This window comes from Corynebacterium aurimucosum (genome assembly GCF_046895345.1).
GTDB classification, from domain to species: domain Bacteria; phylum Actinomycetota; class Actinomycetes; order Mycobacteriales; family Mycobacteriaceae; genus Corynebacterium; species Corynebacterium aurimucosum_G.
The window spans coordinates 765,283-782,321 of sequence record NZ_CP160096.1; the positions used below are offsets into that span (position 1 = coordinate 765,283).

9 protein-coding genes, 3 rRNA genes and 1 pseudogene are annotated in these 17,039 nt (G+C 53.5%); 9 read left to right on the forward strand and 4 right to left on the reverse strand.

Going from position 1 to position 17,039, the window contains the following annotated elements; genetic code table 11:
- Positions 1–78 precede the first annotated feature (78 nt).
- A protein-coding gene (locus ABZS45_RS03755; protein WP_412099203.1) for an IS3 family transposase occupies positions 79–1,271 on the reverse strand; the annotation gives its coding sequence in 2 pieces (ribosomal slippage) (positions 79–989 and positions 989–1,271; 1,194 coding nt in all).
- Between the two features lie 39 nt (positions 1,272–1,310).
- On the opposite strand from ABZS45_RS03755, the gene ABZS45_RS03760 reads away from it, so the two are divergent.
- From ABZS45_RS03760 to rrf, 9 genes are all read left to right on the forward strand, one after another.
- Positions 1,311–2,321, forward strand: coding sequence for an ornithine cyclodeaminase (locus ABZS45_RS03760; RefSeq protein ID WP_412101132.1), 1,011 nt, complete (start codon positions 1,311–1,313; stop codon positions 2,319–2,321).
- A 94-nt stretch (positions 2,322–2,415) separates the two neighbouring features.
- The gene (locus ABZS45_RS03765) at positions 2,416–3,543 is read left to right on the forward strand and encodes a hypothetical protein (protein ID WP_412100697.1); all 1,128 of its coding nucleotides are present in this window, start codon (positions 2,416–2,418) and stop codon (positions 3,541–3,543) included.
- Positions 3,544–3,580: 37 nt separating this feature from the next.
- Positions 3,581–5,146, forward strand: a complete 1,566-nt coding sequence (locus ABZS45_RS03770) for a VWA domain-containing protein (protein WP_412100698.1) — start codon at positions 3,581–3,583, stop codon at positions 5,144–5,146.
- A gap of 36 nt (positions 5,147–5,182) precedes the next feature.
- Positions 5,183–5,776, forward strand: coding sequence for a hypothetical protein (locus ABZS45_RS03775; protein WP_412100699.1), 594 nt, complete (start codon positions 5,183–5,185; stop codon positions 5,774–5,776).
- Positions 5,777–5,787: 11 nt separating this feature from the next.
- Positions 5,788–5,967 (forward strand): Trm112 family protein, encoded by a 180-nt coding sequence (locus tag ABZS45_RS03780; protein ID WP_412100700.1) that lies wholly within the window; start codon positions 5,788–5,790, stop codon positions 5,965–5,967.
- A 50-nt stretch (positions 5,968–6,017) separates the two neighbouring features.
- Complete coding sequence (tyrS, locus tag ABZS45_RS03785) at positions 6,018–7,277, forward strand: tyrosine--tRNA ligase (protein ID WP_412100701.1); 1,260 nt, start codon at positions 6,018–6,020, stop codon at positions 7,275–7,277.
- A gap of 637 nt (positions 7,278–7,914) precedes the next feature.
- Positions 7,915–9,431, forward strand: a 16S ribosomal RNA gene (locus ABZS45_RS03790).
- Between the two features lie 470 nt (positions 9,432–9,901).
- Positions 9,902–12,979 (forward strand): 23S ribosomal RNA (locus tag ABZS45_RS03795).
- Positions 12,980–13,113: 134 nt separating this feature from the next.
- Positions 13,114–13,231 (forward strand): 5S ribosomal RNA (gene rrf, locus ABZS45_RS03800).
- Together the 16S, 23S and 5S rRNA genes form the textbook arrangement of a ribosomal RNA operon.
- A gap of 422 nt (positions 13,232–13,653) precedes the next feature.
- On the opposite strand, the pseudogene ABZS45_RS03805 reads toward rrf, so the two are convergent.
- The 3 genes and pseudogenes from ABZS45_RS03805 to ABZS45_RS03815 all read right to left on the reverse strand — a co-directional run.
- Positions 13,654–13,938 (reverse strand): annotated as a pseudogene (locus ABZS45_RS03805) (transposase); the annotation flags it as partial.
- A 566-nt stretch (positions 13,939–14,504) separates the two neighbouring features.
- Positions 14,505–15,347 carry an IS3 family transposase gene (locus ABZS45_RS03810; RefSeq protein WP_412100702.1) on the reverse strand — a complete coding sequence of 281 codons (843 nt, stop codon included), beginning with the start codon at positions 15,345–15,347 and terminating at the stop codon, positions 14,505–14,507.
- Positions 15,348–15,480: 133 nt separating this feature from the next.
- A protein-coding gene (locus tag ABZS45_RS03815) for an IS3 family transposase (RefSeq protein WP_412100703.1) occupies positions 15,481–16,759 on the reverse strand; the annotation gives its coding sequence in 2 pieces (ribosomal slippage) (positions 15,481–16,477 and positions 16,476–16,759; 1,281 coding nt in all).
- Between the last annotated feature and the right edge of the window lie 280 nt (positions 16,760–17,039).

The following is a 17,039-nucleotide window of genomic DNA, read 5'->3' on the forward strand; positions in this document are numbered from 1 at the left end:
TGATGTAGAAAATATGACGCGCTGGATTCAGCGTGAGGGAGGGCCTGACCCCCGGAAAGTAGACACGTCGGGGGTTAGCTATGCTGCTTGGGCCAGTGTAGCTGATGTGAATGCTTCGAAGGTATCGGGGGCTAGAAGATTGCACCAGGAGTGCCGTCTGTGCGTGTTGTAGCGCATGCACCATCGGAAGACTTCTTGGCGGCAGGTAATGGGATTGTCAAAGACTTTCCGATCACGCAGAACTTCACGCTTTAGAGTGGCGTTAAACGATTCTGCCAGGGCATTATCGGCACTCGTTCCCACCGCTCCCATGGATTGGCGAACACCAAGCTGGGTGCAGTGGTCCCTAAATGCTTGTGAGGTGTACACACTGCCGTGATCAGAATGGAAAATTGCCCCTTTCAGGCTTCCGCGGACTTTCCTTGCATGAGATAAAGCTTCGATAACCAGCGATACCCGCATGTGATCGGCGAGTGCATGGCCGACAAGTTTGCGCGAGTAGACGTCGATGACCGTGGCCAGGTACATGTTCTTGCCTCCCTTACACGGCAGGTAGGTGATATCGCCTACGTAGACGTGGTTCGGCCTATCAGCTGTGAATCTGCGGCCTACTAAGTCTGGCATGACTCGGTGGCCAAACTTTCGTCTGGTGGTGATGCATCGACGGCGTTTAGTAAAGCCTTTCAGCCCCATGGATTTCATGATGCGTGCGACCTTCTTGTGATTTATCGGAGGAAAGTCCGTATCGTCGTTGAGACTTGCAGCGATGCGTTTAGCACCATAAAGCCCGTGCTCATCATCGAAGATGGTCTTGATTCTCGCACCAATAAGGGCATCGGAACACGTCTTTAACCTGCGTTTTTCGCGGGTGTTGGCCCATTTGTAGAACGAGGAGCGATTGAGCTTTAACACGTGGCACATCCGCTTGACCGAGTATTCGGTTCGATGGTCATCGACAAACTGGAAGCGGATTACCAGCGTGTCTCTTCGGCAAAATATTTCGCGGCCTTGCGCAGGATGTCGCGTTCTTCACGAAGCTTAGAGACTTCTTTTTCTAGCTGACGGATCCGTTCAGAATCAGTCGTCGCCTTCGCCTTGTCACGCATGGTCTTCGTGCGGGCACGCTTGCCGGTGCCGTACTGCTTAAGCCAGGAATAAAGTGAGGAACGATTGACTCCAAGCTCTGCTGAAGCCGCGTGAAGTGAGAGGTCCTCATTGTTTTCGTAGAGGGCCACAGCATCACGTTTGAACTGTTCGGAGTACCTAGGCATGGTGGTAGATTACCTTTCTTCCCAACCCAACCGGGCTGGATATCAGGTGTCTACCAAACAGGGGTCAGGTCCGGAGTAGAAAACATCATTACCGGAATGGTGGACTACCTTGAGGCGGACTACCGCGAGTGGGAGCGATTCGACAAAAGCGCACGCGTGGCTTCTCACACCCCGTTCGGTGTCATCGAACTCATGCCCACCTCCAATGGCAAGGAGTATTCCTTTAAGTACGTCAACGGTCACCCCTCCAATCCCGCGCGCGGATTCCAAACGGTTACGGCCTTCGGCGTGCTTGCCGACGTCGACAATGGCTACCCCACCTTCGAAGCAGAGATGACTCTGCTCACAGCGCTGCGCACGGCCGCTACCTCGGCCATGGTTGCCAAACACCTGGCCCGGCAGGATTCGAAAAGGATGGCCATGGTCGGGGCTGGTTCCCAATCCGAGTTTCAAGCACTGGCCTTCCGCGGAGTCATGGGGATCGATGACATAGCCATCTACGACATTGACCCACAGGCCGTAGAAAAGTTCAGGCGCAACCTTGAACCGCTGGGCTTTAGTATCACTGCCTGCACGAGCGTCGATGAGGTGGTGCAGGGTGCGGACATCATCACCACCTGCACGGCGGATAAAGCGCAGAACCAAATTCTGGCTGATCGCCATGTTCTCCCGGGCGTGCACCTCAATGCCGTTGGCGGTGATTGTCCCGGCAAGACGGAGCTGGAAAGCTCGATTTTGGACAAGTCAAAAGTCTTTGTTGAGTTTCCCGAACAAACCCGCATTGAGGGAGAGATTCAGCAGAAGCCGGATGATTTCCCCGTAGTCGAGTTCTATCAAGTCCTGACAGGACAGGCCACGGGCCGCGAAAGCGAGGAGCAGATCACGCTTTTCGACGATGTCGGATTCGCCATCAATGACTTCTCTGCACTGCGCTATCTACGCGATTCTGTTCGGGGCACCGACCTAGAGTCCGAGATTGATATCATCGCTAACCCTGAGGACCCGAAGGACCTCTACTCTTTGGTAGCGAACGTTCCTTCTCTTCTTTAAAGAACTGGGTGAGGCAGGACAGCGGGCTCCCGCCTTACCCCCTCACCCTTCCTTTACCCAGCAATGAGAAGAAGATCACTTTATGATTTAGAACATGAGCAGCACATCGTCGACGAAGCGTACTAAATCCTTCGTATTCGCCGCAGTGTTCATCGCCCTCGCCGTGGCCTCCCTCGCGGTAGGGCGTGGAGGTGGTTCCCTGTCGAAGCTCAACCTTTTCAAGGACACAATCCATGTCACCGGCGCAGTTAGTCCAGAACTGGAATCTACCTTTAAAGACCCTGCCATGCTCGAGGCTTTAGAGAAACACAACATTGAGGTCGAACTCGATGTGGTGCCGGCTGGGGACTTCGTTGAACACAGCAGCAGCGTGGACAAGGACTACGACTTCATTCTGACGGACCCCAATGGCGCTGCGTGGGTGTCTGACCTACGCAATACCAACCCGGAGTTGGCGGAACTGGATGAAGGTTCTCCGATGGTATTTGGCAATCAGTTGTTGGTGCTGGTGCATAGCGAGCTTGTAGAGGACATGAAGAACCACGACTTGGTCACGGAATCCGGCAACCTAGCTTCGTTGAACGTAGAGACCTTGGTGGACATGTCCCAGGAAAACACTCGCTGGCGTGACATTAGCCCAGCCTTCGGCTCGCCGCGCGTCGTGGATGTTGCAGTGCCCCAGGTAAGTCAGTCTTTTGCGGCATTGCGTTACGCACGTCTTCTTCGCACCGTTGGGGAGGATTACGCGGAGAAGGAGCTAGGACGCGATGACAAGGCGAAGATTGATGCGGAAGCTGATGACATCATGCGGCGTCTCGTATCGGAACAGGGCTACGGTGAGACCACCGAGCAGGGAATTCTCGAGGCTTTTCTTCGGGTGGATAAGGGGGAGATGCCCATGGTCTTGGCAACTACCAATCAGTACGTACGCCTGCTCCACGAGGGCGAGGATCTTTCCCGCTATACACCGCTAGCCCTGGATCCACCGACGACGTTGATCAGCATCGTCATTCCTCGCACTGAGGAGGGAGCGCTATTTGCTAAAGCAATGAATGAGGACGGTATCCCTGCGGTGATGGAGGAGCTCGGGCTCAGCGCACAGAGCTCCGGCTTCAGCTCGAAATTTGATCCATCCAGCGATCACAGTATCCCCGTGGATGGCGGAGAATATACCCAGCTGCGGTGGGCTGATTACGAGGAGATTTTGCGGGTAGTCGGCTAAGGCTCCGCAGCACAAGCATCTGGAAGGTAGTGAGGGAATGTTTCGGTCTTTAAGAGTGCTGGTCGCCATCCTGGGCACCATGGCGCTGACGGCCTGTTCGATGGGTGATCTGTTCGATGACTCTCAGAAGCCCGGCGCTGGGAATTCATTCAGCGGGGGTCTCAGAATCGTGGCGGCAACGGAGCTCGAACCCTTGGAGCCTGTGCTTGCCGACGCCTCCCAAGACCTCGGCTTCGATATCACCATGACCACCGAGGACGGCACCTTGGCAAATTCCCGCACCCTGAAGCAAGGTGGCTTCGAGGGAAACTATGACGCGACCTGGTTTGCCACTAACCGTTATGCGCGCATCATCGGCGCAGACGGCCAGTTGGGACGAGAGCACAGCGTAGCGCGTTCCCCTGTGGCACTTGGCGTGCAGACCTCCGTGGCACAGGAACAAGGCTGGACCAATAAGCAGCCGACGTGGCAAGAAATCGCGGACTCTGGAATTACCTTTGGCATGACCGATCCTTCCACCTCCAACTCGGGCTTCTCCGCGCTATCCGCCGCAACGACCGCCTTTGCGGATACTGGGCGGGCCCTCACGGAGAAGGACATCCGGCAGGCCACAGGCAAAGTGCAGAAGTTCTTCGGCAATCAGACCTTGACGTCGGGATCCTCTGGCTGGTTGGCGGATCGCTTCCGTGAGCATCCTGAACAAGCGGATGCCATCTTCAACTATGAATCGGTGCTCTACCAGCTTAAGGACGAGGGAGCAGACCTTGAAGTAATCATCCCCTCCGATGGAGTGATTTCGGCTGACTATCCGTTGTCTTCTTTGGCAAGCTCTCCGGATAAGGATGCAGAAGCAAAAGTACAGGCGCTAGCTGAGTGGTTTGCAGAGCATCCAGACAAGCTCACAAACTTCCATTTGCGGGTAGATAATTCTGACTTGCCCGGCACCATTTTTGAGCTGCCCTACCCGGCAAATGAGCAGACCGTAGCTGCACTTGAAGATGCCTTTGCCCACGAACTGCGCAATCCTGGCAATACGGCCTTGGTTCTCGACACCTCCGGCTCCATGGAGGGCCAGCGCATTGACCTGCTCAAGAGCAGTTTGCTCCCGCTCATCGACGGTTCGGCAGATGGCAGCCCAGAAGGTGAAGGTCAAGTGGCCTTCCGTAACCGCGAGCAGATAAAACTGATCCCGTATTCCTCCGAGCCGCAGCAGCCGACGCGTGCGCGCGTAGACAAAGCCAACCCGGCAACCACCAAGGAACTCGCGGACCGCGTGGAACGACTAGTCGCAGATGGCGATACCGCCACCTTTGAGGCCGTGCTTAACGCCCTTGATGAGGTAGATACCAGCAGTGGCGATATTGGCACAGTGGTGCTCATGACCGACGGCGAGGTGACCCGCGGACGTACATTTGCACAGTTCAAGGATGCCTATTCGCAACTTCCTGAGGACAAAAAGGAAATTCCGGTCTTCGTCATCTTGTATGGTGAAGCCAATATCCAAGAGATGAAGGAGCTTGCCCAGCTCACTGGTGGTAAGACCTTCGACGCCCTCAACGGTGATCTCGCTGCGGCCTTCGAAGAAATCCGTGCGTACCAGTAAAACAAGTCCATCTATTTCGAGGAGTATCTGCACTACATGAACGCTTTGAACTCGCGAAAAGTTGTCGTCGGCGTTGCGGTTACCGCCCTCGTTGTTGTCCTCCACGTGTTGAGCGGCGGCGGATTGGGCTTCTTGTGGCCGGTGGTCGCAGTCTGCACGGGTATAGCCGCTGGGTTCGTGACGCCACCTAAACAAGAGAAGGTTCTTGAGCCTCCCAAAGCGGGAGAAGACCAACTTGCCCATACCCTGCAGGAAGTCCGGTACACCTTTACAGCCCATCAGCTTCCTGGTCCAGTCCAGCGTGCGTGGGACTCGTTCGATAAGTCAGCAGTGTGGGTGCTCGAGAATTGGCGACGGCTCGATGAAGCCCCGCACCAACAAACCCTTGTGCGCGACATGATTGAAGAACACTCACCAGCACTGGTGAAGTCTTACCTTGACGTAACGGACCTGAATGATCCGGTCGCCGTCGAGGAAATGAGTCAATCGCTCGGAATCTTGGGCCGAGAAATGGAAGAGATTAAGGACGCCATCTCCCAGAACTCCGTACGCAAACTGAGGAATCATTCCATGGCCCTCAAACTCGAATATGGTGGGACCCTTCCATCCATCGAATCAAGGGAAGTGTAGGCTAAACGGCTATGAGTCTCGATTCGCAACTGCTTGACATTTTGGTGTGTCCGCAGGATAAAGGTCCGTTGAAGTATCTGGCCGAGGAACAGCTCTTGGTCAACGAACGCCTTGGCGTGGCCTATCCCATTGAGAACGACATCCCCGTCATGCTTGTGGACCACGCAACGCCGTGGCCTGACGGTAAATAGATTGCACAGACTAGTTCTCCAGAATCGAATCGACTTTCAAAGGAGCCTTCATGAACATCATCGATGAGCTGCAGTGGCGCGGCCTTATTAACCAATCCACCGACCTCGACGCATTGCGTGAGGCCTGTGAAGAGCCCATTACTTTGTACTGTGGTTTCGACCCGACTGGTGACTCCCTCCATGCGGGCCATCTCGTGCCAATGATTATGCTGCGCCGCTTCCAGAAAGCTGGTCACCACCCGATCGCTCTGGCTGGCGGGGCGACGGGGCAGATCGGTGACCCGCGCGATGTGGGGGAGCGCACCATGCTCTCGCAGGAGACCATCAATGAGAACATGGTTGCCATTAAAAAGCAGCTGCGCCAGTTCATTGATTTTGAGGGCGACAACGCCGCCACCATGGTCAACAATGCTGACTGGACCTCCAAGATGACCGTCATCGATTTCTTGCGTGATGTGGGAAAGAACTTCTCGCTCAACACCATGCTGGACCGTGACACCGTCAAGCGCCGTTTGGAGTCTGACGGCATTTCTTACACCGAGTTCTCCTACATGCTCCTGCAGTCAAATGACTACGTTCACCTTCACGATGAGTTTGATTGTGTCCTGCAGATTGGTGGTGGCGACCAGTGGGGAAATATCGTTTCCGGTGTTGATCTCAACCGACGCGTCAAGGGTGCCAAGGTGCATGGCCTGACGGTTCCACTAGTGACGGATGCCCAAGGACAGAAGTTTGGTAAGTCCACAGGTGGTGGCAAGCTCTGGCTCGATCCGGAAAAGACTTCGCCATACTCCTGGTACCAGTACTTCCTCAACGCGGGTGACTCTGTGGTCATCGACTACCTGCGGTGGTTTACCTTCTTGAGCCAGGAAGAAATCGCCGAGTACGAGCAAAAGGTTGCTGATGAACCCTTCCGCCGCGAGGCGCAGCGCCGCCTGGCGCAGGAAATGACCACCTTGGTACACGGCGAGGAAGCCACGAAGTCCGTCGAGCTCGCTGCGCAGGCGCTGTTCGGCAAGGCAGAGCTTTCTGACTTGGATGAGCAAACCCTGGTTGGCGCGCTGTCTGAGACCACCGTCGCTGATATTGCTGCTGGTGAACCGCGCACCATTGTGGACCTGTTGGTTGCTTCGGGCCTTGCCGATTCCAAGGGCGCAGCTCGTCGAACCATCAAAGAGGGCGGTGCATACGTCAATAACCAGCGAATCGAATCTGATGAGTGGGAGCCGGCTGCCAAGGACTTGCTGCACGGCGCGTGGCTTGTGCTTCGTCGTGGCAAGAAGAATTTTGCTGGTGCCAAACTCAACTAGCTAGTGGGTGTCCACTGTGGACCTGAGTTAGGTCATTCCCGTCGCGTACTGCGGCGGGATTCGTCGTTTTACCGTGGGGCAAACGGCAAAGCAGTTAAGGAAGTCGCAAAAACATGGTATGAACTGCGGATTTGTTCAAGTATGGGGGTGTGCGTATATTAATTCGAGTCGCCGCAAGACGCCGGTGACAAGGAGATTAACTCCCAGTTGACAAGATTTAAACTTGTTGGCTAGAGTATGAACTCCAGCCGCTCAGAGCAATGAATAAACAGATTCAGTGCAAAGAGTGTGCGGATGATGTTTGAGAACTCAATAGTGTGCCAATGTACTTTTTGTGTTGGTTGATTTTTATCATTTTGGCCGTGATGCGTTGTATGTGTGTTGCGGTTGGTGTATGCCGGATGGCGCTTTTCCTTTAAGCGGCGTCATTGTAAATAATATTAAGTTGTTTGGGCATATTGATATAAATCTTCTAACGGGCCAGCCTCCTTTTTGCCCCGTCGGGTTGGGGGTTGGTTTTTGGATTTTTTCTTTATGTAATTTTTGGATAGCCAGTCCGTGTGGTGTGTGCGTGATGCGTTCGCATCACGCGGTGTGGTTTGTCTGTTTGTCTAGGTTTGGGCTTTTCACGGCCTTTTTTGTGGAGAGTTTGATCCTGGCTCAGGACGAACGCTGGCGGCGTGCTTAACACATGCAAGTCGAACGGAAAGGCCAGTGCTTGCACTGGTACTCGAGTGGCGAACGGGTGAGTAACACGTGGGTGATCTGCCTTGCACTCTGGGATAAGCTTGGGAAACTGGGTCTAATACCGGATATGAACCGTCTTTAGTGTGGTGGTTGGAAAGTTTTTTCGGTGCAAGATGAGCTCGCGGCCTATCAGCTTGTTGGTGGGGTAATGGCCTACCAAGGCGTCGACGGGTAGCCGGCCTGAGAGGGTGTACGGCCACATTGGGACTGAGATACGGCCCAGACTCCTACGGGAGGCAGCAGTGGGGAATATTGCACAATGGGCGGAAGCCTGATGCAGCGACGCCGCGTGGGGGATGACGGCCTTCGGGTTGTAAACTCCTTTCGACAGGGACGAAGCGCAAGTGACGGTACCTGTATAAGAAGCACCGGCTAACTACGTGCCAGCAGCCGCGGTAATACGTAGGGTGCGAGCGTTGTCCGGAATTACTGGGCGTAAAGAGCTCGTAGGTGGTTTGTCGCGTCGTCTGTGAAATTCCGGGGCTTAACTTCGGGCGTGCAGGCGATACGGGCATAACTTGAGTGCTGTAGGGGTAACTGGAATTCCTGGTGTAGCGGTGAAATGCGCAGATATCAGGAGGAACACCGATGGCGAAGGCAGGTTACTGGGCAGTTACTGACGCTGAGGAGCGAAAGCATGGGTAGCAAACAGGATTAGATACCCTGGTAGTCCATGCCGTAAACGGTGGGCGCTAGGTGTAGGGGGCTTCCACGTCTTCTGTGCCGTAGCTAACGCATTAAGCGCCCCGCCTGGGGAGTACGGCCGCAAGGCTAAAACTCAAAGGAATTGACGGGGGCCCGCACAAGCGGCGGAGCATGTGGATTAATTCGATGCAACGCGAAGAACCTTACCTGGGCTTGACATACACCAGATTGCTGCAGAGATGTAGTGTCCCTTGTGGTTGGTGTACAGGTGGTGCATGGTTGTCGTCAGCTCGTGTCGTGAGATGTTGGGTTAAGTCCCGCAACGAGCGCAACCCTTGTCTTATGTTGCCAGCATTTGGTTGGGGACTCATGAGAGACTGCCGGGGTTAACTCGGAGGAAGGTGGGGATGACGTCAAATCATCATGCCCCTTATGTCCAGGGCTTCACACATGCTACAATGGTCGGTACAACGCGCAGCGACACTGTGAGGTGGAGCGAATCGCTGAAAGCCGGCCTTAGTTCGGATTGGGGTCTGCAACTCGACCCCATGAAGTCGGAGTCGCTAGTAATCGCAGATCAGCAACGCTGCGGTGAATACGTTCCCGGGCCTTGTACACACCGCCCGTCACGTCATGAAAGTTGGTAACACCCGAAGCCAGTGGCCTAAACTTGTTAGGGAGCTGTCGAAGGTGGGATCGGCGATTGGGACGAAGTCGTAACAAGGTACCCGTACCGGAAGGTGCGGGTGGATCACCTCCTTTCTAAGGAGCTTTAATTTTAAGCACCAGTTGGTGCTATGAGCATGTGAGTATTTGTTCTCATGTGTGTGGTGGTTGATGTAGGCGATTGTTCTACTGCCATCGAATGATAATCGGGTGGAGATACATCTTAACCAGAATGGTTGACTAACATTTTTTTTAAAAGTACGTGGTGCATTGTTGGGTGTCTGGGGCATTGTTCCCTGGTTGTATAACCCACATGATGGTAATGACCGTGTGTAGGCCTTTGTTGGTTGTGGTTGTTGGGTTGTGTGGGGTGTTGTGTGAGAACTGTATAGTGGACGCGAGCATTAAACCGCATGCTTTTTACCTTGTGGCAGCTGGCTTTTTATAGTTGGTTGTTGTGGTGGGTGTGTGGTTTGTGTGATTTCTTTGTTCTTTTTGTGTTTTGTGTGTTCACGCCACTGTTGATGATTGCTGCTTGTTGTGTGGTGGTTGTTGGTGGTGGTTGTGTGTTCGTTATTTAGGGCGCATGGTGGATGCCTTGGCATGCTGAGCCGATGAAGGACGTGTAAGGCTGCGTTAAGCCTCGGGGAGTTGTCAATAAAGCGTTGATCCGAGGATGTCCGAATGGGGAAACCTGGCACCTGTTATGGGGTGTTACCCTTCAGTGAATTCATAGCTGTTGTGGGGGTTTACGCGGGGAAGTGAAACATCTCAGTACCCGTAGGAGAAGAAAATAAAATTTATGATTCTGCTAGTAGTGGCGAACGAACGTGGATGAGGCTAAACCGTGTGCATGTGATACTTGGTAGGGGTTGTGTGTGCGGTGTTGTGGGCCCCAATGTGAATCAGCTACCACTGGTTTGCTTGTGTGTTGTTGTTAGGTGAAGTGGTGTGGAAACGCCTACCGTAGAGGGTGATAGTCCCGTAGTTGAAGGCTGCAATGCATGGGTTGTTGGGTTGCCCGAGTAGCAGCGGGCTCGTGGAATCTGCTGTGAATCTGCCGGGACCACCCGGTAAGCCTAAATACTCAGTGTGACCGATAGTGTATGAGTACCGTGAGGGAATGGTGAAAAGTACCCCGGGAGGGGAGTGAAATAGTTCCTGAAACCATGTGCTTACAATCCGTCAGAGCACCTTTTTATGGTGTGATGGCGTGCCTTTTGAAGAATGAGCCTGCGAGTCAGCGGCATGTCGCGAGGTTAACCCGTGTGGGGTAGCCGTAGGGAAACCGAATCCTAATGGGGTGTTTTAAGTGGCATGTCCTGGACCCGAAGCGGGGTGATCTACCCATGGCCAGTGTGAAGCAGTAGTAAGATGCTGTGGAGGCGCGAACCCACGTAGGTTGAAAACTGCGGGGATGAGCTGTGGGTAGGGGTGAAAGGCCAATCAAACTCCGTGATAGCTGGTTCTCCCCGAAATGCATTTAGGTGCAGCGTCGCATTAGCTTGGTGGAGGTAGAGCTACTGGTTGGTTGAGCGGGACTACAATCTTAGCAATGTCAGCCAAACTCCGAATGCCATCAATTTGTGTTGTGCGGCAGTGAGACTGTGGGGGATAAGCTTCATAGTCGAGAGGGAAACAGCCCAGATCGCCGGTTAAGGCCCCTAAGGGTGTGCTAAGTGGAAAAGGATGTGGGATCGCGAAGACAGCCAGGAGGTTGGCTTAGAAGCAGCCATCCTTGAAAGAGTGCGTAATAGCTCACTGGTCGAGTGGTCCTGCGCCGACAATGTAGTGGGGCTCAAGCACACCGCCGAAGCCGCGGCAAACTTTTTTGTTTGGGTAGGGGAGCGTCGTGCATGTGTTGAAGCGTTACCGTAAGGAGGCGTGGAGTGTGTGCGAGTGAGAATGCAGGCATGAGTAACGAATTGGAAGGTGAGAATCCTTCCCGCCGGATGACTAAGGGTTCCTGGGTCAAGTTCGTCTTCCCAGGGTGAGTCGGGACCTAAGGCGAGGCCGACAGGCGTAGTCGATGGATAACCAGTTGATATTCTGGTACCCGTATATCCGCGCCCATGATAAAGCACTGATACTAACCACCGCGGATATAATTGATGTGTTCTTTGAACATGTTGGTTGTTGATGTCGTGGGGCCTGATGTGTGGTTCAAGTGATGGGGTGACACAGTGTAGTAGCCATGCCGCTTAGTGGATTGTTGGTGTAAGCGTGTGAGGTGGTGTGTAGGCAAATCCGCACACCGTAATGCCTGAGGCGTGATGCGTAGCCCAAATGTGGGTGAAGTTGGTGATCTAGTACTGTCGAGAAAAGCCTCTAGCGATGTGGATGTATGGCCCGTACCCTAAACCGACACAGGTGGTCAGGTTGAAAATACTAAGGCGTTCGGGTGAACTGTGGTTAAGGAACTCGGCAAAATGCCCCCGTAACTTCGGAAGAAGGGGGACCACACGACTTAAGCACTCTTTACGAGTGTGGTGGGTTGTGGGGTCGCAGAGAATAGAGGGAAGCGACTGTTTATCAAAAACACAGGTCCATGCGAAGACGTTAAGTTGATGTATATGGACTGACGCCTGCCCGGTGCTGGAAGGTTAAGAGGACCGGTTAGTAGTCTTTTGGCTGCGAAGCTGAGAATTTAAGCCCCAGTAAACGGCGGTGGTAACTATAACCATCCTAAGGTAGCGAAATTCCTTGTCGGGTAAGTTCCGACCTGCACGAATGGCGTAACGACTTCTCTGCTGTCTCAACCACAGGCCCGGTGAAATTGCACTACGAGTAAAGATGCTCGTTACGCGCGGCAGGACGAAAAGACCCCGGGACCTTCACTATAGCTTGGTATTGGTGTTCGGTTCGGTTTGTGTAGGATAGGTGGGAGACTATGAAGCGGCCACGCTAGTGGTTGTGGAGTCGTTGTTGAAATACCACTCTGATCGGATTGGATGTCTAACCTTGGCCCATGATCTGGGTTGGGGACAGTGCCTGGTGGGTAGTTTAACTGGGGCGGTTGCCTCCCAAAATGTAACGGAGGCGCCCAAAGGTTCCCTCAGCCTGGTTGGCAATCAGGTGGTGAGTGTAAGTGCACAAGGGAGCTTGACTGTGAGACAGACATGTCGAACAGGGACGAAAGTCGGGACTAGTGATCCGGCACCTACTTGTGGATGTGGTGTCGCTCAACGGATAAAAGGTACCCCGGGGATAACAGGCTGATCTTCCCCAAGAGTCCATATCGACGGGATGGTTTGGCACCTCGATGTCGGCTCGTCGCATCCTGGGGCTGGAGTAGGTCCCAAGGGTTGGGCTGTTCGCCCATTAAAGCGGCACGCGAGCTGGGTTCAGAACGTCGTGAGACAGTTCGGTCTCTATCCGCCGCGCGCGTTGAAACTTGAAGAAGGCTGTCCCTAGTACGAGAGGACCGGGACGGACGTACCTCTAGTGTGCCAGTTGTTCCGCCAGGAGCATCGCTGGTTGGCTACGTACGGAAGGGATAACCGCTGAAAGCATCTAAGCGGGAAGCCTGTTTTAAGATGAGGTTTCACTTGAGGTCCCCCAAAGACGATGGGGTTGATAGGCCAGACCTGGACGCACCGCAAGGTGTGAAGGCTACTGGTACTAATAGACCAAAACAAACACACACACACCCCATATTGACGGGTGTGTTGACAACAAACACCACAAAGACAAAGAAAATATCACTGTCGCTTGCGTCCACTACACAGTATCTGACACAACACCAGCAACCAGACACAAACAGTTGCTCCGCGTGTTTGTCGGTGGCCTATAGCAGCAGGGAAACGCCCGGTCCCATTCCGAACCCGGAAGCTAAGCCTGCTAACGCTGATGGTACTGCAACCGGGAGGTTGTGGGAGAGTAAGAAACCGCCGACACCAAACAAAACAACAACTCAATACACCAAGCCCGTCACCTTTGAGCAACCACTCAACGGTGACGGGCTTCGTCGTCGTTTTTCGCACACAGCCTACAAGCACAGACCCGAAAATGCTAAAAGTACAGACCTGAAAGTACAGACCCCCAAGTAACAGGACGCTTCATTACTGAGAATACGCAGTAGACGTACTGAGCCGTTCTCCAAGCTGCCCGTAGCTCGACAGCTCCGGAAGAAATGAGGTTTTCTTGAGCAAAATATCGCTTTAAAAGCGAATTCATGTAATGGGCAAAAGACGCTATGCTCCAATTATTTACCATGTTTCACTCCTCGTATTCGCGCTACTGACAGTCAATGCAGCTTCCGCAGTCCATACCAACTGCATAGTACCTCTGGGTACTTTAGTGCCCAGAGGCTTATCTACATGGCACGTTCGCTACGGGTTCGTCGTTCTAACAGCCAGTCAGACAAGAAGGAACCGTGGCGTAGTTTCGGGATAGCCACATCGACGGTGCTGACCCGTGTATCCAGTAGTCGGTGGCGGTAGCCGTTGCGGTGGTTGACGCGGTTGTCGCTGGTGGTGCCGTAGTCAGCGCTGCCGACAGTATCGTCTTGGGAAGATAGAATTTGGTTGATGAAATCACCGAGCATCTGACGCGTCAGATCGGGTGATGCTTGAGTGAGTAGCTCTTCGAGGTATGCTTTTGGTTGCCAGTTGTGTCGGCACCGGGGGCTTAACTGTGAGAAGCGGGTCGAATAGCGGAGTTCTCCGCTAGGAGGTGTAAAAATTCCTCTGGGTCTTTAACCGTCAAGCGAATGGGTCTTCCGATATTGCGGTGTAGGAGGATATTTGCAGAACCGGCATGGAATGAAATAGTGCCATCCAGGAAGTGAACCCCAAACGTTTGGGATTCGAGTATGGGGCCCGAGGGAAGGATCTCCGCCCCCTTCAGAGATTCCAAACGAACGTTGCTAACTGGAATGCCAAGAACTGAAATCCGAAGGATTTCATCATTCAGCAACACCCCGACATTAAAGAAAATTGCCAGAGACACTAAAAGACCGCATGTGATAAAGGCGGTTTGATCTCTTCTGGTCAAGAAGTAGACACACAATAAGAGTACTGCGAAGATAAGTACGATCCGACTAAAATTATATCCAAATACTCTTGATCGATAACTTGAACCAGTCATGAATATCACTCAACTTCCTTCCAACTATCTTCATGGGTAGTAAGGGCCTGACCCCCGGAAAGTAGACACGTCGGGGGTTAGCTATGCTGCTTGGGCCAGTGTAGCTGATGTGAATGCTTCGAAGGTATCGGGGGCTAGAAGATTGCACCAGGAGTGCCGTCTGTGCGTGTTGTAGCGCATGCACCATCGGAAGACTTCTTGGCGGCAGGTAATGGGATTGTCAAAGACTTTCCGATCACGCAGAACTTCACGCTTTAGAGTGGCGTTAAACGATTCTGCCAGGGCATTATCGGCACTCGTTCCCACCGCTCCCATGGATTGGCGAACACCAAGCTGGGTGCAGTGGTCCCTAAATGCTTGTGAGGTGTACACACTGCCGTGATCAGAATGGAAAATTGCCCCTTTCAGGCTTCCGCGGACTTTCCTTGCATGAGATAAAGCTTCGATAACCAGCGATACCCGCATGTGATCGGCGAGTGCATGGCCGACAAGTTTGCGCGAGTAGACGTCGATGACCGTGGCCAGGTACATGTTCTTGCCTCCCTTACACGGCAGGTAGGTGATATCGCCTACGTAGACGTGGTTCGGCCTATCAGCTGTGAATCTGCGGCCTACTAAGTCTGGCATGACTCGGTGGCCAAACTTTCGTCTGGTGGTGATGCATCGACGGCGTTTAGTAAAGCCTTTCAGCCCCATGGATTTCATGATGCGTGCGACCTTCTTGTGATTTATCGGAGGAAAGTCCGTATCGTCGTTGAGACTTGCAGCGATGCGTTTAGCACCATAAAGCCCGTGCTCATCATCGAAGATGGTCTTGATTCTCGCACCAATAAGGGCATCGGAACACGTCTTTAACCTGCGTTTTTCGCGGGTGTTGGCCCATTTGTAGAACGAGGAGCGATTGAGCTTTAACACGTGGCACATCCGCTTGACCGAGTATTCGGTTCGATGGTCATCGACAAACTGGAAGCGGATTACCAGCGTGTCTCTTCGGCAAAATATTTCGCGGCCTTGCGCAGGATGTCGCGTTCTTCACGAAGCTTCGAGACTTCTTTTTCTAGCTGGCGGATCCGTTCAGAATCAGTCGTCGCCTTCGCCTTGTCACGCATGGTCTTCGTGCGGGCACGCTTGCCGGTGCCGTACTGCTTAAGCCAGGAATAAAGTGAGGAACGATTGACTCCAAGCTCTGCTGAAGCCGCTTGGTGTTCCACCAATGCACCCACCGCAAGGTGGCCAGTTCGACTTCTCCGACCGATGTCCACGGGCTTTGGGCATGAATCAGTTCCGCCTTGTAGAGACCGTTGACTGTTTCGGCTAGAGCATTGTCATAAGAATCGCCGACTGTTCCCACACTCGGCCGGATTCCGGAATCCGCGAGAGCGGTGGAATACTTCAGTGACACGTACTGGCTGCCCCGATCACTATGGTGAATCAGCTGGTTTCCATGGATTCGCCCAGCAGTCGTTAACGCATGCTCCAAAGCCTCCATGGGCAGCGCATCGGTACGCATCGTCGAGCGTGTAGCAACACCAACAATTTTTCGACTGTAGACATCCACGACAAACGCGGTGTAGGCGAATCCTGACAGGGTGCGAACGTAGGTAATGTCGGCAACCCACAGCCTTCCTGGTGCTTGTGCACGAAAGTCTCGCTGCACTAGGTCTGGGCGTTGATCCGGTGTCTTCGGGCTAATCGTTGTCACGGGCGTTCGTCCACGTCTGCGGCCGCAAACACCTGCTAGCTTCATCAGTCGTGCAGTCTTGTCGCGGCCGATATGAAAACCTTCACGGTTCATCGCGTGCCACATTTTGCGGACGCCGTAGACCGAGAAATTCTGCGCATGCACACGTTGTATCTCTGGGATGAGAAGGCTATCGCTTAAGGCCCTTGCACTGGGAACACGTGTAGTGGCTTTGCGGTAGCCGCGTGAAGTAATGAATCCACGATCTGCTTGTTTAAGGACTCGGCAGATGGCCTCGACCCCAAACTGATCTTTGTATGCGTCGATGTAGGAGATCTTTTGGTCGTGGGTCGGTCGAGTTCCGCTGCGAAAAAGCCGAAGCAGTCTTAAGAATCCCGTTTGCTCGCTTCAGCTCACGGTTTTCGCGGCGCAAACGCTTGAGCTCTTCTTCCATTGTTTCGCCGCCAGACGCGTCAGAGTCATCACGTACTGAAGCGCTGTCACGATACCAAGCCCGCAACGTATGGTGAGACACCCCAAGCAGCTCACCGACCTCCGTGTAGGCACGTTGCAGCGAGCAGGACTCCAAGCGGACCATTTCGATGATCTGATGGACCGCCTTCTCCTTGAACTCGACGGAATACTTTCTAGGCATAGTTCAATCCTTCCTTAGCTGAGGTAGGAACTAAACCCAGGACGCTTCACACCACACCGCAAACAGCACAGGACCAGCAACTTGGATGAATGCACATCCAGGTCTGCACTTATAGATAGCGGACCTTCATCCGCCCGCGAACTAGAATGATTTCCGTATATGCACTTCGTTCTGAGGGGCCGCTGAGGAGAAGTAGATGAGGTTTTCACAATCATCGAGTCTGTTTACGCATGCTTATAATGCGACCTTCCTGAGGGACTTGAAGGCTGTGCCCTTTAGG

Bases quoted from the DNA above. Each gene is read 5' to 3' on its own strand.
- ABZS45_RS03780 (WP_412100700.1), top strand. From the start codon at position 5,788: ATGAGTCTCGATTCGCAACTGCTTGACATTTTGGTGTGTCCGCAGGAT.
- ABZS45_RS03770 (WP_412100698.1), top strand. From the start codon at position 3,581: ATGTTTCGGTCTTTAAGAGTGCTGGTCGCCATCCTGGGCACCATGGCG.
- ABZS45_RS03775 (WP_412100699.1), top strand. From the start codon at position 5,183: ATGAACGCTTTGAACTCGCGAAAAGTTGTCGTCGGCGTTGCGGTTACC.
- tyrS (WP_412100701.1), top strand. From the start codon at position 6,018: ATGAACATCATCGATGAGCTGCAGTGGCGCGGCCTTATTAACCAATCC.
- ABZS45_RS03810 (WP_412100702.1), bottom strand. From the start codon at position 15,347: ATGTGCCACGTGTTAAAGCTCAATCGCTCCTCGTTCTACAAATGGGCC.
- ABZS45_RS03765 (WP_412100697.1), top strand. From the start codon at position 2,416: ATGAGCAGCACATCGTCGACGAAGCGTACTAAATCCTTCGTATTCGCC.